Genomic DNA, 18,311 nt, shown 5'->3' on the forward strand with positions numbered 1-18,311 from the left:
CGTACAGCTACAAACGGCGATGAGACAGCTATGAGGCAGAGTCCGCAGCGTTGGGCACCCAGGTGTGTTCAGCCCCCCCTGCGGCGTGGTTGGCCCAGCGAGCCATCACGAAGAGCAGGTCAGACAGGCGGTTCAGGTAGACGAGTGCGTGTTCGTTGAGCGGCGTAGAGGCGCTCGCTTCCACGCTCAGGCGCTCGGCCCGGCGGCATACGGTGCGGGCGTTGTGCAGCGCCGCGGCAGCAGGCGACCCACCCGGCAAGATGAAATGCTTCAGCGGCTCCAGGTCTTCGTTGAGCGCATCGATGTGCTCCTCGACGGTCTTGATATGCGCTTCCGTGATGCGCGGTACCACGGGCTTGGCGTTCTCCGGCGTGGCCAGGTCGGCCCCAACCACGAACAGGTCTTCCTGCAGCGTCTGAAAGATGGATTGCAGCGGTGCGGTGGCCTCTGTTTCGGGGAGATGTGCCCGTGCGACGCCAACTAGCGCGTTCACCTCATCAACCGTACCGTATGCGCGAATGCGTGGATGGCCTTTGCCGACGCGATCGCCGCCAAAGAGAGCTGTTGTACCGTCGTCGCCGGTACGCGTGTAGATTTTGGGCATACAAGAAAACGTGCTAAGTCAGGAAGATACGTCAGGAAGATACGAGGGGGCCGTTCACCTGCAGGCGCAGTCCATGCGGGGTGGGTTCGGGGGTTGCGTCTACGTCGAACACCTGGGCCAGATAGTCGCGCGTGAGCACTTCGCGGGGCGATCCGGTTGTAACGACGCGCCCCTCGTCCAGCAGCAGCAGGCGGTCGGCAAAACGAGCCGCCAGCTCCAGGTCGTGCACCACCGCAACGACGGCCTCTTGCGCGGACTGTCGCTGCTTCAGGTACTGAAAAAAGGAAAAACAGTATTGAATGTCCAGATGGGCGGTAGGCTCGTCAAGCAGCCAGGCGGTGGGCGTCTGCACGAGCGCTTGTGCGAGGAACGCACGCTGGCGCTCGCCCCCGCTGAGCGACGGCACGGCCCGGTCGGACAGGTGTGCAATGTCCATCGCCGCAAGGGCGCCCTGAACGTGCTCGTGGTCGGCAGCGGTGAACGCCTGCATCCAGCCCCGGTACGGCGCGCGGCCCAGCGTAACGAGCTCCCGTACCGTAAAGTCGAACGCCACGTAGGGCGCCTGCTTCACGACGGCAATCTGCCGCGCCCGTTCGCGATCGGACCATTCGGGAAGCGCTTTCTCGTGCAGCCACACCGTACCGGCATCGGGTGCCCATGAGCCGGACAGCGTGCGGAGCAGCGAGGTTTTTCCGCTTCCGTTTGGCCCGATAATCCCGAGCCACTCGCCGGGCTCTGCCGCCATCGACACCGCATCCACGATGTGTGCGCCGCCACGTACGACCGTGACAGACCGAGCACTTACTACAGACATAGGGAGCCGGCGACGTAAAAACGAGCAGATAAAAGCGAAGCGTGCTATGATGCACTGCTGTACCACTTCAAAAAACATACCACCTGCAGTGCACAAACGCGAACGCCGCGGGTTATGTCTTCGGAACGCGCGTTACCGCACCACCGACCCCGGCTCTGCATCGGTTGTCAGAAGCGACAGGGTGCCGTCGCGGTCTTCACCCATGAGCACCATACCCTGGCTTTCGAGGCCAAACATGGTCTTAGGGGCGAGGTTGGCCACCACGGTCACGTGCTTCCCGATGATAGCCTCGGGCTCCATGTGCTGGGCGATGCCTGCCAGGATCTGCCGCTCTTCATAGCCCAGGTCCACTTCCAGGCGAAGCAGCTTATCGGCATCCTCTACCGGCTCTGCCAGGGTAATTTTGCCCACCCGGAGGTCCAGGTCCATGAAGTCGCCAAACTCGATGGGGGCTTTGGGGGATTCGTAGCCCTGATCTTCGGGCGTGGGGTCGGAGTCGTCGGTGCCAAGCTTGTCGCGTTGCGCGTCCATGCGTTCGTCGTCTAATTTGTCGAAGAGAATAGCGGGGTCGTTCAAGGGGTGTCCGGGCTGCAACAGAGCGGATCCGGCGGCGTCCCATCCGCGGTCGGAGGCGTCGGGGCCAGGCGTGCTGGTGCGGACGTCGGTCAGGTTCAGCATCTGGCGGAGGCGTGCTGCTGCGTGCGGCACTACCGGATCCATCAAGATGCTGAGGGCGGCGCACACCTGCAGGCAGACGTGCACCGTGTTGGCGCAGGCCTGCGGGTCGCTTTTGCGCGTGTGCCAGGGCTCGGTGTCGTTGAAGTACTTGTTGCCGCGGCGCGCCAGGGCCATCGTCTTGGTGACGGCCTCACGCATCCGAAAGTCATTATACGAGTCAGCGATGTCGGCGGGCGCCTCAGCGAGCGCGTCGAGTACGGCCTGATCGGTGTCGGTGGGCGCTTCAAGCGGAGGCACCGCGCCGTCGAAGTAGCGGTCGGCAAAGGTGAGGGTCCGGTTTACGAAGTTGCCCAGCACGTCGGCCAGCTCGCCGTTGACGCGGTTCTGGAAGGCATCCCAGGAGAAGTCGGCATCTTTGGTCTCAGGCAGCGTCGTGGCCAGCGCATAGCGCAGCATATCGACGCCTTGCGTATCCGCGAAATCGTCGAGGTACTCGTGCAGCCACACCGCCCAGTTGCGGCTCGTGGAGAGCTTCTTGCCCTCCAGGTTCAAGAACTCGTTGGCGGGCACGTTCTCAGGCAGCACGTAGTCGCCATGCGCCTGCAGCATCGCCGGAAACATGAGGCAGTGAAAGACGATGTTGTCCTTGCCCACAAAGTGGATGAGCTCGGTGTCGTCGTCCTGCCAGTAGGCGCGCCAGCGCTCCGGATCCCCCTGCTCCTCGGCCCACTGTTTCGTGATCGAGATGTAGCCGATCGGCGCATCGAACCACACGTAGATGACCTTGCCGTCGGCCTCGATGCCGTGGCGCTCGGCCACATCGGCTGGTACCGGCACGCCCCACGGCACGTCGCGGGTGATGGCGCGCGGCTGCAGTCCGTCGTCGAGCCAGCTTTTCACCTGCCCCCGCACATTGTTCTTCCACTCGGGATGCGTATCGATCCAGGCTTCGAGGGCCTCCTGCATCTCGTCGAGCGGCAGGTACCAGTGCGTGGTTTCGCGGAGCTCGGGCGTGGCATCGGTGAGGGTGCTACGCGGATCGATCAGTTCGTCTGGACTGAGCGTGGCCCCGCACCGCTCGCACTGGTCGCCGTACGCCTCTTCGTAGCCACACTTCGGACAGGTGCCCATCACGAACCGGTCTGCCAAGAACATCTCGGCCTTCGGGTCATAGAGCTGCTCCTGCGTTTTGAGCGCGAACGCGTCTTTCGCGTCGAGCGTGCGAAAGAAATCGCGGGTCGTCTCGGCGTGCACGTCGTCGGTGGTGCGTCCGTAGTGATCGAAGCTCATCCCGAACCGCTCAAAGCTCTCCTTAATGAGCGGATGGTACGTATCCACAATGTCTTGCGGCGTGCGGTCTTCGCGCAGCGCCCGCATCAGGATGGCCACGCCCATCTCGTCGGAGCCGCATACGAAGGCCACGTCGCGCCCCGTCAGGCGCTGGTAGCGCACGTACAGATCGGCGGGCAGGTAGGCGCCCGCCAGGTGGCCGATGTGAAGCGGACCGTTGGCGTAGGGCAGCGCGGCGGTAACAGTTAGGCACGTGGTGGGGTTGGACATGTGCAGTGGGGTGTAGCCGATAAAAATGGGTACAACAGGTGCAGGCGCGGTGCACAATGGCACTGCGTGGTACGGGTACAGGGGGATGCGTGGCTGCAGCGCCCTCGTGCAGGATGGGCGCCGTTAGTTAAAGCTGACGCCGTCGAGCATGTCGCCCTCAAGCTTGCGGAGGGCCTCCTCAGCAAACCAGGCCTCTTTCACCTCCTTGGTTTCGTCGGGGATGTTGTCGTGCGGCTTCTCGTACCCCTCGATGTCTTTCAGCCACACGAGGGTCTTGCGGCGCATAGTGCCATCGGGGGCTTCAAACTCGACATCCACTTCGCGAGCGGCGCAGGTGCCTTCGGCAATGCCGAAAACGCCGCCGTGCTTCGGATGGCGCAGGAGGATGCGCACGCGCTCCCCGTAATCGAATCGGCTGGTCTCAAAGTCTGCTTCGCTATAGGTGGCCATAAAAGATCTGTACAGAACCGTAAGGTCGAACAATTGGGACAGTTGGCAATACTGCATACAGTATAAAAACCGTAACGGGCTCATGCAGTTCGTTGCCGTGAGCCGTGCATGAAAAGTGCTGCGCCAATCGCGCTAATTCTGCTATGCCTTCCCCTGCTTCCCCACAAATCCAAGGGTCAGACCGCACGCCCCTGTCGCATGGCTACCGTTTTAGCCGTGCGCAGTATGAGCGTATGGTGGAGACAGGTGTGCTTGGGCCTAGCGATCGGGTTGAGCTGATCCACGGACAGATTGTGCCTATGGGTCCACAAAACAGTCGCCATGCTGCCGTAACAACCTGTCTTCTGACCACGCTGGTTGGGATGTGTCCAGACTCGCATCATGTGCGAAGTCAGGTGCCACTTGCTTTGGGCACCGCTTCGGAGCCGGAGCCTGACGTGATGGTTGTACCTGGGTCAAATGAAGACTTCCTCGACGTGCACCCTGATACAGCTACACTCGTGGTAGAAGTCGCCGACACGTCGCTTGCGTTCGACCAGGACACGAAACGTCGTCTCTATGCCCAGCATGATATCCCCACGTACTGGATCGTGAACCTGCCGTCGTCGTGTGTTGAGATCTACACCGATCCCAACGACGGTGATTATGCTGCCAAGCACACCCGGCAGCGCAACGATACGCTCGCACTGCCGTTTGCCGATGCGGGTATCGCCTGCTCTGATATTCTCCCGAAGTAACTGCTCTTGCAACGTAACCGCGTATGCCCACCGACCTGCCCGCCCGCACCGCCTCTGTGACCCGCACCACCAACGAAACCGACATCTCCGTATCGGTTCACCTCGACCCCGATCAGGTCGAGTACGAAAACGACACCGGGATCGGCTTTCTCGATCATATGCTCGACCTGTTTGCGCGCCACGGCGGGTTCTCGATGCAGGTAACGTGCGACGGCGACCTGCATGTCGACGACCACCACACCACCGAGGATATCGCAATCGCGCTCGGACAGGCCTTCCGCAAGGCGCTGGGCGACAAGGCCCACATTGCCCGCTACGGACATGCTTACGTGCCGATGGATGAAACCCTTGCCCGAAGCGTTGTTGACCTGTCGGGGCGCTTCTACTGTCAGGTGGATGCGGACTTTGGGCGTCCCACCGTGGGTGACCTCGCAACCGAGATGGTTCCGCATTTCTGGTACTCGTTTGCCGAGCACCTGCGCTGCAACTGGCACCTTACAGTCCTCTACGGATCCAACACCCACCACAAGATCGAAGCGCTCTTCAAGGCCGGAGCCCGTGCGCTGCGAACCGCCGTACACCGCGACCTGGCCCAAGACCGGGTGCTCTCTACGAAAGGCACGATTTAGCGCGTAACTGCGCGTAGCCTCCTCTCCGTTGTTTTTTTGCTCCCCCTCCCCCTCATGTTTGACAACCACACGCTCGCCATTCTCGGTGCCGGAAGCATCGGGCAAGCCCTACTGGGCGGACTCATCGGCGACCTGCTTCCGCCCGAGCGCATCATTGCCACGCGTCGCTCCGACGCCGGACAGGCGGCTCTGCGCGCCGCCTATCCCGACATCCACGTCACCGCCGACAACGCTGCTGCGGTTGAGCAGGCCACCATCATCTTGGTGGCGTGTAAGCCGTACCAGCGTGGCGACCTGTTCAACGCAATTCGTCCGGTACTCAACAACGACGCGTTGGTGATTTCGGTGCTGGCGGGTATCCACAGTACCACGCTGGCCCGCGAACTCGACAGCGCCAACCCGATTGTACGTGCCATGCCGAACACGCCCGCGCTGGTAGATGCAGGCGCTACGGCCCTGGCCGCCGGCTCGACCGCAACCGAGACGCACCTGGAGCTGGCTACTGCGATGTTTGAAGCAGTTGGCACCGCTGAGGTGGTAAGCGAGTCGCAGATGGACGCCGTAACCGGCCTCTCCGGCAGCGGCCCCGCCTATGTATTCATGTTCATTGAAGCGCTGATCGATGCGGGCGTGCGGCAGGGCCTGCCCCGCACAACCGCAGCACGTTTGGCCAAGCAAACCGTGTATGGCGCCGCTAAGCTGGCACGCGACTCTGGCAAGCACCCGGCCATCCTGCGCGATGGTGTGACCACCCCCGGCGGTACGGCCATCGCTGCCGTCTCTGAGCTGGAGGCCCACGGCCTACGCACCATGCTCATCAACGCCGTGGATACTGCTACACGCCGCTCGCGCGAACTGAACGAGTCTGACGAGTAGCTTTGGGCTGCCTCCTCGCCTTGCATACCCCTGAGTAGCGGCTCAATGTGAAGTGATTGCCGAAGATACAGAAGTAAAGTGCCCATCCACCCCCCACTGACTAACGACATCTCCCCCTTGGAAAAGGGGGAGCAACCCACACGAGGCCGCAGGCCGACTCATGGAGCGAAGCGGAATAAAGGGAGAGGGGGTTCGAGCAAGATAGTCACATGGCACATTACAAATTGCTGTCACTAACCGTCTATCCATTACTCCCCTGTTTTAATTTTACTTGCGTCTTTTTCTATGACCACCATCATCGACTACGGCATCGGCAACCTGCGCTCCATTGAAAAAGCCTTTGAGGCTGTTGGCGCCGACGTAGTGCGCACCGACGATGCCAACACCATTGTGCAGTCCGACCGGGTGGTGCTGCCCGGCGTGGGTGCATTTGGCGCCTGCATGACCGAGGTGGCCGCCCGCGAACTGACTCCCGTGGTGCGCGAGGTCGTTGCCCAGGGCACGCCCTTCCTGGGGGTCTGCGTCGGTATGCAGATGCTCTTCAGCGAAGGCCACGAGCGCGGCACCTACGAAGGACTCGACATCCTGCCTGGCACGGTCGTGCACTTCAACAATGCCGACAACGCCAGTCCTGAGATGCCCACCCACAAAGTGCCCCACATGGGCTGGAATACGCTCGACGTGCATCGCGATTCGCCGCTTCTGGCCGACATCAGACCGGGCGATTATGTCTATTTCGTGCACTCCTATCACGCACAGGCCGAGCACGGCGCCGACGTGCTGGCATCGGCCACGTACGACCATGCGTTTCCAGCGATCGTGCAGCGCGACAATGTGTTTGGGGTGCAATTCCACCCGGAAAAGAGCCATGCCGTAGGCCTGCAGCTGCTCAAAAACTTTGCCGCGCTTGACTGATTCAAGCAGGTAGTTCTGTTGTACCCGCTTCCCCCACCGAGCCTCGAATCTGCTTATGGCCCTCGTAATTCCAGCTATCGATCTGCGCGGCGGACGCTGCGTGCGTCTCCATCAAGGATCCTACGACGACGAAACCGTCTACTTCGACAACCCTGTCAAGATGGCGAAGCTGTGGCGCGTGCAGAACGCGCGCGTTCTGCACGTCGTGGACCTTGACGCGGCCCGCGGCGATGACAGTCCCAACCGGGAAGCCATTCGCGGGATTACGGATGCGCTGGACATCCCTGTGCAGATGGGCGGCGGGATCCGCTCGCTCGATGACATTGCCGCTGCGCTGGAGATGGGCGTCTATCGCGTTATCATCGGCACCGCAGCGGTGCGCAACCCGCCGATGATCAGCAAAGCGATTGAGCGGTTTGGGCCCCGCCGCATCGTTGTGGGCATCGATGCCCGCGACGGCGAGGCGCGCGTGGAGGGGTGGACTGAAGGCTCGGGCGTGGATGCGGTGGAGCTGGCGCTTGACATGCAAGACCGCGGCGTGCAGCGCATCGTATACACCGACATCAGCCGCGACGGCACAATGGAGGGGCCGAACCTCAACGCATACCGCGCGATGGGGAGCGCGCTCACAACCACCAAGATCACCGCTTCGGGCGGCGTGGGCCAGCACCGCGACCTGCTTGGCATCCAGACGCTGGCGCGCTACGGCGTCGACTCCGTGATCGTGGGCAAAGCCCTGTACGAGAACGTCTTTCCGTGTCAGCAATTCTGGAGCTGGAACGAAAAAGACGACATTGACCTCGACACCTTCTCGACTGCCCCCCTGCACGACCCCTCGGTGCTGCACTGAGAGATAGGTATTAATGTCCTTGTGATGACCTATGTCAACGCCTATATCCTACCGAGACCGTGTCCAGATCCGCTCAGACGTGCATTTCGGGAAGCCCTGTGTAGCCGGAACGCGTATCCCGATCACGAATGTGTTGGAGTTGGTCCAAGAGGGCATCCCATTTGAACAAATTACCACACAGTACTACCCTGATTTGGATAAGCAGGATGTAAGGGCATGCGTATGGTATGCCACGGAGATGATTAGGACAGAAGAAACGCACATGATAAATTCTTAATCCATGCGTTTTCTCGCTGATCAGGACGTGTATGCGGTAACTGTCGACTGGCTTCGAAGCCACGGCCATAATGTTGAAACAGCCCGTTCGCTTGGTGTGCACGATGCCTCGAACTCTGAACTGCTCAAGACCGCGAGCCAACTAACGCGAGCCAACTAAATCGCATCATGGTTACGCGAGACAAAGATTTTGGTGCACTGGTTTTTCTACTTGGTGTTGGCAGCAATGGGGTGATTTTGCTCCGCATGACCCCCTCGACCGTTGACAAGGTACATACCACTCTGGGTAAACTCATCGATTCGCGTACTTCTTCAGTCTTTCAGCACACGTTCTGCGTTGTAGAACCCGACCGTTATCGAATTCGCACCATCGCGTCCGAATAGTTTACACCTTCTGCCCTCCACCCTTACATCCTTCCACCCCATGCCCTTAGCCAAACGCATCATCCCCTGTCTCGACGTTGACGAAGGCCGTGTCGTGAAAGGCGTGAACTTCGTGGATCTGGTCGATGCCGGCGACCCGGTCGAGCAGGCCCGCTTCTACAACGAAGCCGGGGCCGACGAGCTCGTGTTTCTCGACATCACTGCCACCCATGAAGACCGGGCCATCATGCACGATGTGGTGCGGCGCACCGCCGACGAGGTGTTCATTCCGCTTACCGTGGGCGGCGGGATTCGCACCGTCGACGATATGCGCGCCATGCTGCACGCCGGTGCCGACAAGATCGCTATTAACTCGGCGGCTGTAAAGACCCCCGAGGTGATCACCGAGGGTGCCGAAGCCTTTGGATCGCAGTGCATCGTAGTCGCGATCGACGCCCGGCGCCGCGAGAAGGACGACGGCTGGGAGGTGTTCGTACACGGCGGCCGCAAGCCAACCGGACTCGACGCACTTGAGTGGGCAGAGGAGGTCGAATCGCGCGGGGCCGGCGAGCTGCTCGTCACCTCAATGGACCGCGACGGCACCAAGTCGGGCTACGACAACGAACTGCTCCGTGCGATCAGCGAGCGCGTACGCATCCCTGTAATCGCCTCCGGCGGCGCCGGATCGCTGGAGCATTTGCGCGACGGCCTGCGCGAGGGCCATGCCGACGCCGTGCTGGCGGCCTCCATCTTCCACTTTCGTGAGTATAGCGTCGAAGAAGCGAAGTCCTTCCTGCTCGACGCCGACCTGCCTGTTCGTCCGATTCGCACTGTTCCTACCTCGCACTCATGACTCCTGCTCGGCTCCTTCGCCTTGGCGCTCTGGTTTTTGCTCTCGTTGGCGGTGGCATCATCGCCTGGCTGGTCGATAAGGCCATCCGGTACCCTGAAGTACGCGCCTCGCAATTCGGATATGAAGCCCCTTTCTGGCCTGCCCTGATTGCGTTTGTGCTCCTCTGTACAGCCGTGGGCGTCTACCTGCAGCTTCGGGCAGCCCGCCGTGTCGACGACGGCGAGGACCTTTATGCCCAGCGCCACCGTCGGCATCCCTCTGAAAAATACCCCAAGGAATACGCATCCGACCGCGACGATTCCTCAGCACGTTAGGGCCTTACGCGCGTGCATCTCCTCCAAACCTGCATATCTTCATCACCGTAGGGGTGGACAGCGCCCGTTCTGGCTTGTATCTTAGCCTACGTATGCAGATGCTCGTGCTGTAACGCGGCCTGCACACGCGGCTCCTTTTCACTTTCGTTTATCTCATAAAGCACCTTCCAGACCTATGGCTGACACCCCAACCACTGATATCGCTGCGCTTCTGGGCGATGAAGCCGATGACCTGCTCAACCACGAATGCATGATCGACCGGGACCACCTGCACCTGCCCGGCGGCGACTTTGTGGATCGCGTGTGGAAAGACTCCGACCGCAATCCGCGCGTGCTGCGCAATATGCAAGCGCTTTTCGACCATGGACGCCTCGGCGGCACCGGCTATCTGTCGATTCTTCCTGTCGACCAGGGGATCGAGCACTCGGGCGGCGCCTCATTCGCTCCGAATCCGATCTATTTCGACCCGGAGAACATCATCAAGCTGGCTATGGAGGCCGGATGCAACGGCGTGGCTACCACGTACGGCGTGCTCGGCAGCATGGCCCGCAAATACGCCCACAAAATCCCGTTCATCCTGAAGTTCAACCACAACGAGCTGCTCTCATACCCGAATACCTACGACCAGACGCCGTATGCCCGCGTCGACTCGGCCTTCGAAATGGGCTGCGTAGGCGTCGGTGCCACCATCTACTTCGGCTCAGATGAGTCGCCCCGCCAGATCGAGGAAGTATCGGATGCCTTTGCTCGCGCTCATGAGTTGGGCATGTTCACCATTCTGTGGTGCTACGTGCGCAACAGCAACTTCAAGATCGACGGCAAAAACTACGAGGCCTCCGCTGACCTCACTGGGCAGGCCAATCACATTGGCGTAACCATCGAAGCCGACATCGTGAAGCAGAAGCAGCCAACGCTTAACGGTGGCTACCGGGCGCTCAACATGGGCGACTCCAGCTACGGCAAGCTCGACGAGCGCATCTACACCGACCTCTCGGGCGATCACCCCATCGACATGACCCGCTATCAGGTCATGAATAGCTACATGGGGCGCTGCGGGCTCATTAACTCGGGCGGTGGCTCGGGCAAAAACGACAAAGCCCAGGTGGTGCGTACCGCGGTTATCAACAAACGCGCCGGCGGCATGGGCCTGATTACCGGGCGCAAAGCCTTCCAGCGTCCGATGAACGAAGGCGTTGACATCGTCAATTCGCTGCAAGATGTCTATCTCGACGATAGCATCACCGTTGCTTAAACCGGCACCGGTCTGCTGTTGCAGGCTTATCGTTGTAACGTTGCCGATGCTACCGCACCCCGTGTCTCGTCTCCCTACTGTTTCAGGGGGATGCGCACGGGGTGCTTTGTTCGCCCACGCCCTCTCGAACTGATTCTTCCTGCGCTTTGCCATGATTGCTGCTAACCCCACGGCTCACTACCCCAACTGGGCCAATGACCTGGCTCAGAAGTACCTGACCAAGACCATCTCTACGTTTCTTCTTCATGGCGACGTGCGCGACGTTATCCGCACTGTAACGCCCAGCGATGGGGAGCCCACGTACGTCCCTTTCCTCGACTTCCTGACCGACGACCTGTTCGCCGCGCGCGACCTTGTGATTCAGTACGATCGGTCATCCGGACTCCACTTTCCCGACAAGGCCTCCAAGCGCGATTTTAGCCGCGCCGTGTCGGGCTACGATAGCCTCTTCGGCACCGAATACGCCAAAAAGCTCCCAAAGGAGCCCTCACGCGTATTCCCGCTTCTTGAAAACTACCTGCGCCTGCGCCTATCCGACGGCAAGCGCATGGCGTGCATCATTGACTATGCCGAAACCATTGCGCCCATGGCCGAGGCCGCCATGTACTCGGCTGAAGACCGCCAGGCGCTGGTCTACCTGCAAAAGTGGGCGCGCGACCCGCTTTTTCTCGACAACGACTTTACGCTCTGCCTCGTCACCGAGAACCTGACCGACCTGAACCAGCAGCTTGTTCAGAGCCCGCATACCGCCGAGATTCAGGTTCCTATTCCGGATGAAGACGCGCGCGCTGAATTCGCCAGCTGGTATATCGGCGACCGCAGCATGGTCTACACCGAGCATGCCGATATGCCGCCTTCCACGCTGGCTAATGCCACCTCGGGGCTTAACCTGACCCAGCTGCGCACCATCCTCGCCGATGTGCTCGAAAACAAGACCCGCCTCACCTTCGACCGCCTCTCTGAGCTGCGCAAAGACTTTATTGAAGCCGAAGCGTATGGCATGCTCGAATTTGTCGACACCGACTTCTCGCTCGACGACGTAGCCGGCCACCGAGAAGCGAAGACGCATCTGCGACAGGCAGCCCAGGCCCTGCGGGCCAACCGTCCCGATGTGATGCCTATGGGCTACCTTATCTGCGGTCCGGTAGGATGCGGCAAGACGTTTCTGATTCGGTGCTTTGCCGGCGAGATCGGCATTCCGATGGTGATGCTGAAGAACTTTCGGTCGCAGTGGCAGGGCGTTACCGAAGGCAACCTGGAGAAAATACTGAACCTGCTCGAAGCGATGACTCCCGTTGCCGTAATGATCGATGAGGCCGACGCTGCTCTCGGCAACCGCAACGCGCAGGGCGACTCGGGCGTCTCGCAGCGCGTCTTCGGCAAGATCGTCTCGTTCATGAGCAATCCTAAACACCGTGGACGTGTGATCTTTTTCCTGATGACTGCACGCCCTGACCTGATGCCCGTCGACCTGAAGCGTCAGGGACGCGCCGAGGAGCACCTGGCGCTGTTCTATCCCCACAATCGCGAAGACCGCGAGGAGCTTCTGCAGGTGATGATGCGGCGCACAGGAGTCGATATTCCCGTCGACGACGTACCCGATGTCTTGCTCACCGGCGATCGCACCTTCAGCGGTGCGGATATGGAGGCGATTATGACGCGTGCTTCGTTCCGGGCGGCAGCCGAAGAAAGTGAGGTAACGCCCGAGATTTTAGAGGCGACGGTTCAGGACTTCATCCCGCCCACGTATCCCCAGGAAATAGAGCTACAGACCCTGGCCTCAGTGCTGGAGTGTACAAGCAAGTCGCTCTTGCCCGAACCGTATCGTTCTATGGAGCGAAGCGAAGTCGTACAACGTGTTGACAATCTGAAGCGCCGCATTTAGACGACGCAAGGAAACATAGACCGCGCTCATGCTCCCCAGCGAAAGAGGATGTAAGAGATGGAATGCCCCCCACCCTTGCGCAACCTCCCCCCACTGGCCTGACTGCAGGTGGGCCTAACCGCTGGCAGGCCGGCCGCCAGTAGAGGCGCGTGCGCTGTGATATCGGGCGTCTGTTTAGGATTTGCCGGTTGCTCTGTCGCCTTCGTTTTTGGCAGCTACGTCAAACATCGAAATGCCTTCCTCGGGCGACTTCCGCGGGGCCGTTTCCGGCGGTTCGAGCGTGCGTAGCTTGTCGTTCTTGCTGAGCAGCTCTTTGATGCGGGCTCCCGCCTTGCTATCGGCACTTTTTTTACCCTGCCCAGAGGCGTCACCTTCGCCTTTTCCCTCGTTCATCAAATGACGAAGGCGGTCGCTGGCTTTACGCAGGCGCTCGGCGGCCGAGGTTGCTTTTTCTGCTTGTCTGCCTTGCCCTGTACGTTCGCGCTCTGCACGCTCCTCTGAGGCAGCGTTTGCATCGGCATTTACATCAGCGTTTGCACTGGGTGGCGGTGCGCCTTGTGGACGCGTGGTGTCTGCCACCGTATCTTGCTCTGACATGGCCGAAGCTTCCCTTGTGGCAGCCCCAGACTTTTCAGAGACTGACGGTTCAGGCTGGATTGGCTCAGTTGTTTCCGATTCAGGCTGCGTTGTTGAGCGGGACGGCTCTTTCTGCTCGCGAATAATCGTATCTGCCTCGCCGAGCTCTCGTGTAGCTACCTCGGGATGGCGATAGGTGTCAATGAGGCGCGCCACGATCTCATCAACCGACGTGTTGTTGTCGTTTGCTTTGGTCACAAGCCACGACCAGAGCCGCCGCGGCAGCGTGATGTCGCGCGTATCCAGTGCGTTTAGCTGGGTGTCTACGTCAGATGAGGTCTCAGGCATGGCGGATACGAATTCAGTGAGCGAAGTATCGGATAGGTCCGCGTAGTGCGCGGTACCCGAGAAGATCTTAATCGAGGCAGTATATCAACTCATCATCCACCTGCATTCGTATTCTCGTCGACGTTGTGCACAGCCCCATTCATTGTTTTCTGATCAACAGACTGTTCATTGTCTTGAGACGCATGGGAAACAGGCTCAAGAACTGGTTTTATCTCGCTCGCTGTTTCGTTGAGCAACGATGCAGCTTGCCACAAAAGCAAGGTCGTACGGCGGGATACCAGGCTGGCCTCTTTTCGCCAGATATCCTGGTTAGCAAGCCGATCCGGATCTATATTTTCAGGATCTGAAATATGGGTGCGCTCGGCGGTCTGTCTGATGACTGCCAGCGCATCTTGCACTCCTCGAAGACGCTCGTGTGCTTTCGCTGTAATGTCTGCGAGGGCTGCAAGGTGTTCGTTCAGTTCTCGATCGGTCATACCAACGCCTTGAAAAAGCTGAGGGAGACAAATAGTGTGAATCGCAGTCCAGGTGGCAACGCAAGAAAGTAGCTGCGTGGCCCCTTTAGAAAAGTACCGGTTGGCGATTGCCGGATTTAGCAAGTTGCCAGCTTGATAGGGCACCGAAGGCTTATGCTTCATCCCACATTGATGCAACGGCCTCGCTGCGGTAGCTTTCCCCCTTCAGGATGACACGGATTGCCTTAATGTACTCATCCGGCTTCCCTTTCATGACGTACCCGCGTGCGCCCGCCTCATGAGCCGCTTCAACGTATGACTCTTCGGCATGCCCCGAGAGCACCAGACACGTTAGGTCAGGATGCATGGCGCGTAGTTTCTGGACCAGTTCAATACCGCTTATACCCGGCAGGGCTACGTCAACAAGCACGATGTCTGGCAACGATTCAACGTCTTCGTTGAGGTCGCGGAGCGCTGCTTCGCCGCTTTCGGCCGTACCCACAACCGTAAAGTCATCTTCCGAAGACAGGTAGGTCCGCATTGATGAGCGCATAAGGTCCTGATCTTCAACAATGTAGATCGTGTATTCCATAAGGTGTACAAGTAAGTGGGAATGATTCGTATAAGGACGGCTTCAGTGCGTTGCTCTTAATCTGTTACACCATACACAAAAGACATCATTCACAGAGGGCTCTTGCGTTATAACATAGGTACTGCTTGGGCAACATATGCAAGATAGCAACGCAAGATAGCAACGCAAAGAGACTCTGTGCTCACGGTCGCTGTATTGCACTGTTTTGTCATGTTATTGGATGCGCACCTATCCGTTCATAGCAGAAACGGGAACGCATATTTTGCAATGTGTTCCTTCACCTGGTGCTGTATCAAGGTGTAGTTTCCCATCAACCGACCGCAGTCGTTCCTGAACCTCCCAGATGCCGCCTCGCTTTTTCTTTCCTTTCATCACGCCCTCCCAATCAAATCCTCTGCCCTCATCGATTACATCGATGCAGAAGTTGTCGTCGTTGGTGTAGGTACGCACGGCTGCTCCGTGCGTGTTGGCGTATTCACATGCGTTTGCGAGTAGCTCGCGCACGGCCCGAAAAAGCACTGTGCGCACCTCCCCTGAGCAGTCTATACCTTCCGCTTCATCTTGAAGGCTTATGCCGAAGCTATGCTGGGTTTGAAAGTGTGTACGGAGCCATTGCAGCGCCTCCATAATACCGTCGCCCTCAAGAACAGGAGGCGCCAGATCAAGCGTAAGCCGACGGGCCGACGCGATTGCTTCGTTCATCAGTTCGTCAACTTGTGCAGGCGATACAGGGAGCGCAGTAACATCAAGAGCATCGGTACTTTCGATACCATTCACCAGCATCTGGAGCTGTACCTGGATGCCGTACAGATACTGTAGCAGATCATCATGCACCGTACTGGCAATCTGTGAGCGCTCGCGTTGTTCAGCCATCGTGAGTGCAGCCGAAAGCTCGCGCAGCTTTTCGGTGCGCGCTTCGACCTGCGCTTCGACCTGCTCCTCGGCCCGCAAAAGTCCATGTTCGGCATGCTTGCGCTTCGTGATGTCAAGCAGAATGCCATCAAGCCACTTCACAGACCCATCGTCTGCAAAGCACGGACGCCCGTTGTCTTGCACCCACCGAACCTCTCCTTCGTCGCTACGGATGCGATACTCGACCCGGTAATAGGCATCCTCATTGACCGCTGTGCGCACTGCTTTTCGGATGCGGTCAAGGTCTTCCTCCACGACGACTTCTTTGAATGACCGCCCACTGGGGTCAAGCGTACGCGGATGAATCCCGCAGATATCCTTGAAACCGCTTCCCATGTACAGCGAGTCCCATTTTGTATCGTAGGTACAGCGATAGACCGCACCCGGAAGCCGGTTAACCAACTGGCGGATCTCGACGCCTTCTCGGTCAAGGTATTCATCAGGATGCGCCGCTCCCTCATATGGGATTTTTTCTCGCTCGCTGCCTCCAGAGGCCTGAGAGGACGTACCGCCTGCGCCCTGCGTTTCAGATGTTCTTTTCGCAGAGAGAGACGTCTCTGAGTGGGATGTAGATGAAGGCGTATCCTTTTTCCTCATAACCACATCGCGTACTTGCGTATATTTCGGGGCGAGTTATCAAATAGCAGTTACAACATTGGCCTTTCCACAGCAAAGAAAAGCTGCGGACCAAACAAAAACGCATCTCTATGGCGCAGCGGGAAGAAATACATAAAAGGCTGTGCCTTCCCCTTCTCTGGAACGCACAGCAATGTCGCCCCCCATCGCCGCAACAAGTTCGCTCACTACGGTGAGCCCAAGCCCGCTTCCCGTACCAGAGTCGCCTCGCACGTACGGCTCAAAGAGTTTGTTGCGCAAATCTTTACTAATACCGGGGCCGTTGTCGTATACTGTTATGCGTATTGCGTCTTCACGTTGCAAAGACGCGACTTCTTCGTTCCCGGGTGCTTCTTCTACGGCCGTCGTAGCAGGCCCGGCCTCAACCGTCACCGTGCTGCCTGGCGAACTGTACTGCACTGCATTTGAGGTCAGGTTGTCAATAACGCGCCGGAGCGACGCCTTGTTAATCGGTGCATACAGCGGCGCTGCCGAAATGCTGTGACAGATGGACACGCTGTGCTCTTCGCGAGCATACATTTCAATCCCTGAGACTGCCTCCGTCACAATCGGACAAATGTCTTGCACGCGCCGTGCCATGTCGATCTGTCCGCCTTGCAGCTTCGCCAGGTCGGTAAGCGAGCGTGCCATGCGCTGAAGCTGCGCTGTTGCTTTCTGCATGCTCTCGATTGCTTGTGGATGCGGCGCATCTATCTGGTCTTGGAGCAGCTCAATCTGCATGTTGATAACGCTCAGCGGCGTCTGCAGGTCGTGCGCCACGCCCGCCATAAAACGGGATTTCGATGCATTGGCCTCCTCGGCCGTCTGTTTGGCCTCTTTCAGCACCTTTTCGTACTGCTTGCGCTCGGTTACATCGCTGAAGTAGACCGACACGCCCCCCCGAAATGGATAGGCATGCACCCGAAACCAACGCTCCAGCGGGGGGAAGTACGACTCAAATTGTACGCTGTCTTGCTCTTCCATGACCTGCTGGTACCGGTCATGGAACGCCAGATCTACTGCTTCTGGAAACGCGTCCCATATATTGGTACCGATAAGCTCGTCTCGCTTTCGCTCAAGCCACTTCTCGGCTTTGCTGTTCACATAAGTAAAGTTCCAGCTGTCGTCGATAGCAAAGAACGCATCGGTAATGCTCTCCAGGATGTCTTCATGGTAGCGATAGCCGGCGCGGAGCTCCATCTCGTCAACTGCAATCGCCGCCAGGTCTTCAAGACGTGCCACCGCGTCCGGGTCGGGCGTGCGCGGCTCTGTATCCAGCACACATATCGACCCGATACGATAGCCCCCCGGCGTTGTCAGGGGCATTCCCGCGTAGAACCGGATGCCCTTCGATTCGCCAACAACGTCGAATCCCTCTGCAACAAGCGGGTTGTCTGCAAAGCGCTCGTCTTCACGCGCATCCTCAACAACGAGCGGCCCTTCTTCTCCCACGTTGTATGCACAGAATGAGATGTCGAGTCCGACAGCATCGGGATGTGGGTCGGTTAAGCTCGACTTTGTCCACTGCTTGTCGCGTCCGATAAAGTTGATATATGCCAGCGGGGCATCGAAAATGTCAGCCGCCAGACGGGTAAGGCGATCAAAGGCTTCCTCAGGTGGGGAGTACGCGCTCTGGTACTGACGGAGCGCTGCAAGCCGCGCTTCGTCAGCCACGTTGAAATGCGACGCGGGCGTCTTGGAGGGATCAAAAGTCATGTAATGAGGCTCAGGTCTGTGTTTTTGCAGGCAGAGGGGCC

Annotated in this window: 21 protein-coding genes; 12 read left to right on the plus strand and 9 right to left on the minus strand. The window is 59.1% G+C overall.

Annotated features, from left to right (window positions below):
• Window positions 1–28: 28 nt before the first annotated feature.
• From ACZ48V_RS10410 to ACZ48V_RS10425, 4 genes are all read right to left on the minus strand, one after another.
• The gene (locus ACZ48V_RS10410; RefSeq protein ID WP_464538873.1) at window positions 29–604 is read right to left on the minus strand and encodes a cob(I)yrinic acid a,c-diamide adenosyltransferase; all 576 of its coding nucleotides are present in this window, start codon (window positions 602–604) and stop codon (window positions 29–31) included.
• A 31-nt stretch (window positions 605–635) separates the two neighbouring features.
• Complete coding sequence (locus ACZ48V_RS10415) at window positions 636–1,418, minus strand: ABC transporter ATP-binding protein (RefSeq protein WP_464538875.1); 783 nt, start codon at window positions 1,416–1,418, stop codon at window positions 636–638.
• Window positions 1,419–1,550: 132 nt separating this feature from the next.
• Window positions 1,551–3,656 carry a methionine--tRNA ligase gene (gene metG, locus ACZ48V_RS10420; protein WP_464538877.1) on the minus strand — a complete coding sequence of 702 codons (2,106 nt, stop codon included), beginning with the start codon at window positions 3,654–3,656 and terminating at the stop codon, window positions 1,551–1,553.
• A gap of 123 nt (window positions 3,657–3,779) precedes the next feature.
• Entirely contained in the window at window positions 3,780–4,106 is a 327-nt protein-coding gene (locus tag ACZ48V_RS10425) for a hypothetical protein (RefSeq protein WP_464513231.1), read from the minus strand.
• A 143-nt stretch (window positions 4,107–4,249) separates the two neighbouring features.
• Between ACZ48V_RS10425 and ACZ48V_RS10430 the strand changes: the two genes are divergently transcribed.
• From ACZ48V_RS10430 to ACZ48V_RS10485, 12 genes are all read left to right on the plus strand, one after another.
• Window positions 4,250–4,843 (plus strand): Uma2 family endonuclease, encoded by a 594-nt coding sequence (locus tag ACZ48V_RS10430; protein ID WP_464538879.1) that lies wholly within the window; start codon window positions 4,250–4,252, stop codon window positions 4,841–4,843.
• Between the two features lie 23 nt (window positions 4,844–4,866).
• The gene (hisB, locus tag ACZ48V_RS10435; RefSeq protein WP_464538881.1) at window positions 4,867–5,472 is read left to right on the plus strand and encodes an imidazoleglycerol-phosphate dehydratase HisB; all 606 of its coding nucleotides are present in this window, start codon (window positions 4,867–4,869) and stop codon (window positions 5,470–5,472) included.
• Window positions 5,473–5,526: 54 nt separating this feature from the next.
• Window positions 5,527–6,348 carry a pyrroline-5-carboxylate reductase gene (gene proC / locus ACZ48V_RS10440; protein ID WP_464538883.1) on the plus strand — a complete coding sequence of 274 codons (822 nt, stop codon included), beginning with the start codon at window positions 5,527–5,529 and terminating at the stop codon, window positions 6,346–6,348.
• A gap of 285 nt (window positions 6,349–6,633) precedes the next feature.
• On the plus strand, window positions 6,634–7,263 hold the full coding sequence (gene hisH / locus ACZ48V_RS10445) for an imidazole glycerol phosphate synthase subunit HisH (protein ID WP_464538885.1): 630 nt from the start codon (window positions 6,634–6,636) through the stop codon (window positions 7,261–7,263).
• A gap of 55 nt (window positions 7,264–7,318) precedes the next feature.
• Window positions 7,319–8,113 carry a 1-(5-phosphoribosyl)-5-[(5-phosphoribosylamino)methylideneamino]imidazole-4-carboxamide isomerase gene (gene hisA, locus ACZ48V_RS10450; protein WP_464538887.1) on the plus strand — a complete coding sequence of 265 codons (795 nt, stop codon included), beginning with the start codon at window positions 7,319–7,321 and terminating at the stop codon, window positions 8,111–8,113.
• Window positions 8,114–8,144: 31 nt separating this feature from the next.
• Window positions 8,145–8,390, plus strand: coding sequence for a DUF433 domain-containing protein (locus ACZ48V_RS10455; RefSeq protein WP_464538889.1), 246 nt, complete (start codon window positions 8,145–8,147; stop codon window positions 8,388–8,390).
• Between the two features lie 3 nt (window positions 8,391–8,393).
• Window positions 8,394–8,549 carry a DUF5615 family PIN-like protein gene (locus tag ACZ48V_RS10460; RefSeq protein ID WP_464538891.1) on the plus strand — a complete coding sequence of 52 codons (156 nt, stop codon included), beginning with the start codon at window positions 8,394–8,396 and terminating at the stop codon, window positions 8,547–8,549.
• Between the two features lie 8 nt (window positions 8,550–8,557).
• Entirely contained in the window at window positions 8,558–8,773 is a 216-nt protein-coding gene (locus ACZ48V_RS10465; protein WP_464538893.1) for a DUF5615 family PIN-like protein, read from the plus strand.
• A 40-nt stretch (window positions 8,774–8,813) separates the two neighbouring features.
• On the plus strand, window positions 8,814–9,605 hold the full coding sequence (gene hisF, locus ACZ48V_RS10470) for an imidazole glycerol phosphate synthase subunit HisF (RefSeq protein ID WP_464538897.1): 792 nt from the start codon (window positions 8,814–8,816) through the stop codon (window positions 9,603–9,605).
• Window positions 9,602–9,919: an ABC transporter permease gene (locus tag ACZ48V_RS10475; RefSeq protein WP_464538899.1), complete on the plus strand. Its 318-nt coding sequence runs from the start codon at window positions 9,602–9,604 to the stop codon at window positions 9,917–9,919. Before hisF ends, ACZ48V_RS10475 begins: the two co-directional genes overlap by 4 nt.
• A gap of 175 nt (window positions 9,920–10,094) precedes the next feature.
• The gene (locus ACZ48V_RS10480; RefSeq protein WP_464538901.1) at window positions 10,095–11,171 is read left to right on the plus strand and encodes a class I fructose-bisphosphate aldolase; all 1,077 of its coding nucleotides are present in this window, start codon (window positions 10,095–10,097) and stop codon (window positions 11,169–11,171) included.
• A 151-nt stretch (window positions 11,172–11,322) separates the two neighbouring features.
• Complete coding sequence (locus ACZ48V_RS10485; RefSeq protein ID WP_464538903.1) at window positions 11,323–13,056, plus strand: ATP-binding protein; 1,734 nt, start codon at window positions 11,323–11,325, stop codon at window positions 13,054–13,056.
• 174 nt (window positions 13,057–13,230) lie between these two features.
• Here the strand turns inward: ACZ48V_RS10485 and ACZ48V_RS10490 are convergent, their stop codons facing one another.
• The 5 genes from ACZ48V_RS10490 to ACZ48V_RS10510 form a co-directional block, all read right to left on the minus strand.
• Window positions 13,231–13,980, minus strand: a complete 750-nt coding sequence (locus ACZ48V_RS10490; RefSeq protein WP_464538905.1) for a hypothetical protein — start codon at window positions 13,978–13,980, stop codon at window positions 13,231–13,233.
• A gap of 92 nt (window positions 13,981–14,072) precedes the next feature.
• Complete coding sequence (locus ACZ48V_RS10495) at window positions 14,073–14,618, minus strand: hypothetical protein (protein ID WP_464538907.1); 546 nt, start codon at window positions 14,616–14,618, stop codon at window positions 14,073–14,075.
• Window positions 14,608–15,027 (minus strand): response regulator, encoded by a 420-nt coding sequence (locus ACZ48V_RS10500; protein WP_464538909.1) that lies wholly within the window; start codon window positions 15,025–15,027, stop codon window positions 14,608–14,610. The genes ACZ48V_RS10495 and ACZ48V_RS10500 overlap by 11 nt, the downstream gene beginning before the upstream one ends.
• Window positions 15,028–15,255: 228 nt before the next feature.
• Complete coding sequence (locus ACZ48V_RS10505; protein WP_464538911.1) at window positions 15,256–16,536, minus strand: sensor histidine kinase; 1,281 nt, start codon at window positions 16,534–16,536, stop codon at window positions 15,256–15,258.
• 108 nt (window positions 16,537–16,644) lie between these two features.
• Window positions 16,645–18,270, minus strand: coding sequence for an ATP-binding protein (locus tag ACZ48V_RS10510; RefSeq protein ID WP_464538913.1), 1,626 nt, complete (start codon window positions 18,268–18,270; stop codon window positions 16,645–16,647).
• Window positions 18,271–18,311 lie beyond the last annotated feature (41 nt).

The sequence above is a fragment of the Longimonas haloalkaliphila genome (genome assembly GCF_055379825.1).

Bases quoted from the DNA above. Each gene is read 5' to 3' on its own strand.
- hisB (WP_464538881.1), top strand. From the start codon at position 4,867: ATGCCCACCGACCTGCCCGCCCGCACCGCCTCTGTGACCCGCACCACC.
- ACZ48V_RS10495 (WP_464538907.1), bottom strand. From the start codon at position 14,618: ATGAAGCATAAGCCTTCGGTGCCCTATCAAGCTGGCAACTTGCTAAAT.
- ACZ48V_RS10480 (WP_464538901.1), top strand. From the start codon at position 10,095: ATGGCTGACACCCCAACCACTGATATCGCTGCGCTTCTGGGCGATGAA.
- ACZ48V_RS10415 (WP_464538875.1), bottom strand. From the start codon at position 1,418: ATGTCTGTAGTAAGTGCTCGGTCTGTCACGGTCGTACGTGGCGGCGCA.
- ACZ48V_RS10410 (WP_464538873.1), bottom strand. From the start codon at position 604: ATGCCCAAAATCTACACGCGTACCGGCGACGACGGTACAACAGCTCTC.
- ACZ48V_RS10430 (WP_464538879.1), top strand. From the start codon at position 4,250: ATGCCTTCCCCTGCTTCCCCACAAATCCAAGGGTCAGACCGCACGCCC.
- proC (WP_464538883.1), top strand. From the start codon at position 5,527: ATGTTTGACAACCACACGCTCGCCATTCTCGGTGCCGGAAGCATCGGG.
- ACZ48V_RS10500 (WP_464538909.1), bottom strand. From the start codon at position 15,027: ATGGAATACACGATCTACATTGTTGAAGATCAGGACCTTATGCGCTCA.
- ACZ48V_RS10475 (WP_464538899.1), top strand. From the start codon at position 9,602: ATGACTCCTGCTCGGCTCCTTCGCCTTGGCGCTCTGGTTTTTGCTCTC.
- ACZ48V_RS10425 (WP_464513231.1), bottom strand. From the start codon at position 4,106: ATGGCCACCTATAGCGAAGCAGACTTTGAGACCAGCCGATTCGATTAC.
- ACZ48V_RS10460 (WP_464538891.1), top strand. From the start codon at position 8,394: ATGCGTTTTCTCGCTGATCAGGACGTGTATGCGGTAACTGTCGACTGG.
- ACZ48V_RS10490 (WP_464538905.1), bottom strand. From the start codon at position 13,980: ATGCCTGAGACCTCATCTGACGTAGACACCCAGCTAAACGCACTGGAT.
- ACZ48V_RS10465 (WP_464538893.1), top strand. From the start codon at position 8,558: ATGGTTACGCGAGACAAAGATTTTGGTGCACTGGTTTTTCTACTTGGT.
- hisF (WP_464538897.1), top strand. From the start codon at position 8,814: ATGCCCTTAGCCAAACGCATCATCCCCTGTCTCGACGTTGACGAAGGC.
- ACZ48V_RS10455 (WP_464538889.1), top strand. From the start codon at position 8,145: ATGTCAACGCCTATATCCTACCGAGACCGTGTCCAGATCCGCTCAGAC.
- ACZ48V_RS10505 (WP_464538911.1), bottom strand. From the start codon at position 16,536: ATGAGGAAAAAGGATACGCCTTCATCTACATCCCACTCAGAGACGTCT.
- ACZ48V_RS10510 (WP_464538913.1), bottom strand. From the start codon at position 18,270: ATGACTTTTGATCCCTCCAAGACGCCCGCGTCGCATTTCAACGTGGCT.
- ACZ48V_RS10485 (WP_464538903.1), top strand. From the start codon at position 11,323: ATGATTGCTGCTAACCCCACGGCTCACTACCCCAACTGGGCCAATGAC.
- metG (WP_464538877.1), bottom strand. From the start codon at position 3,656: ATGTCCAACCCCACCACGTGCCTAACTGTTACCGCCGCGCTGCCCTAC.
- hisA (WP_464538887.1), top strand. From the start codon at position 7,319: ATGGCCCTCGTAATTCCAGCTATCGATCTGCGCGGCGGACGCTGCGTG.
- hisH (WP_464538885.1), top strand. From the start codon at position 6,634: ATGACCACCATCATCGACTACGGCATCGGCAACCTGCGCTCCATTGAA.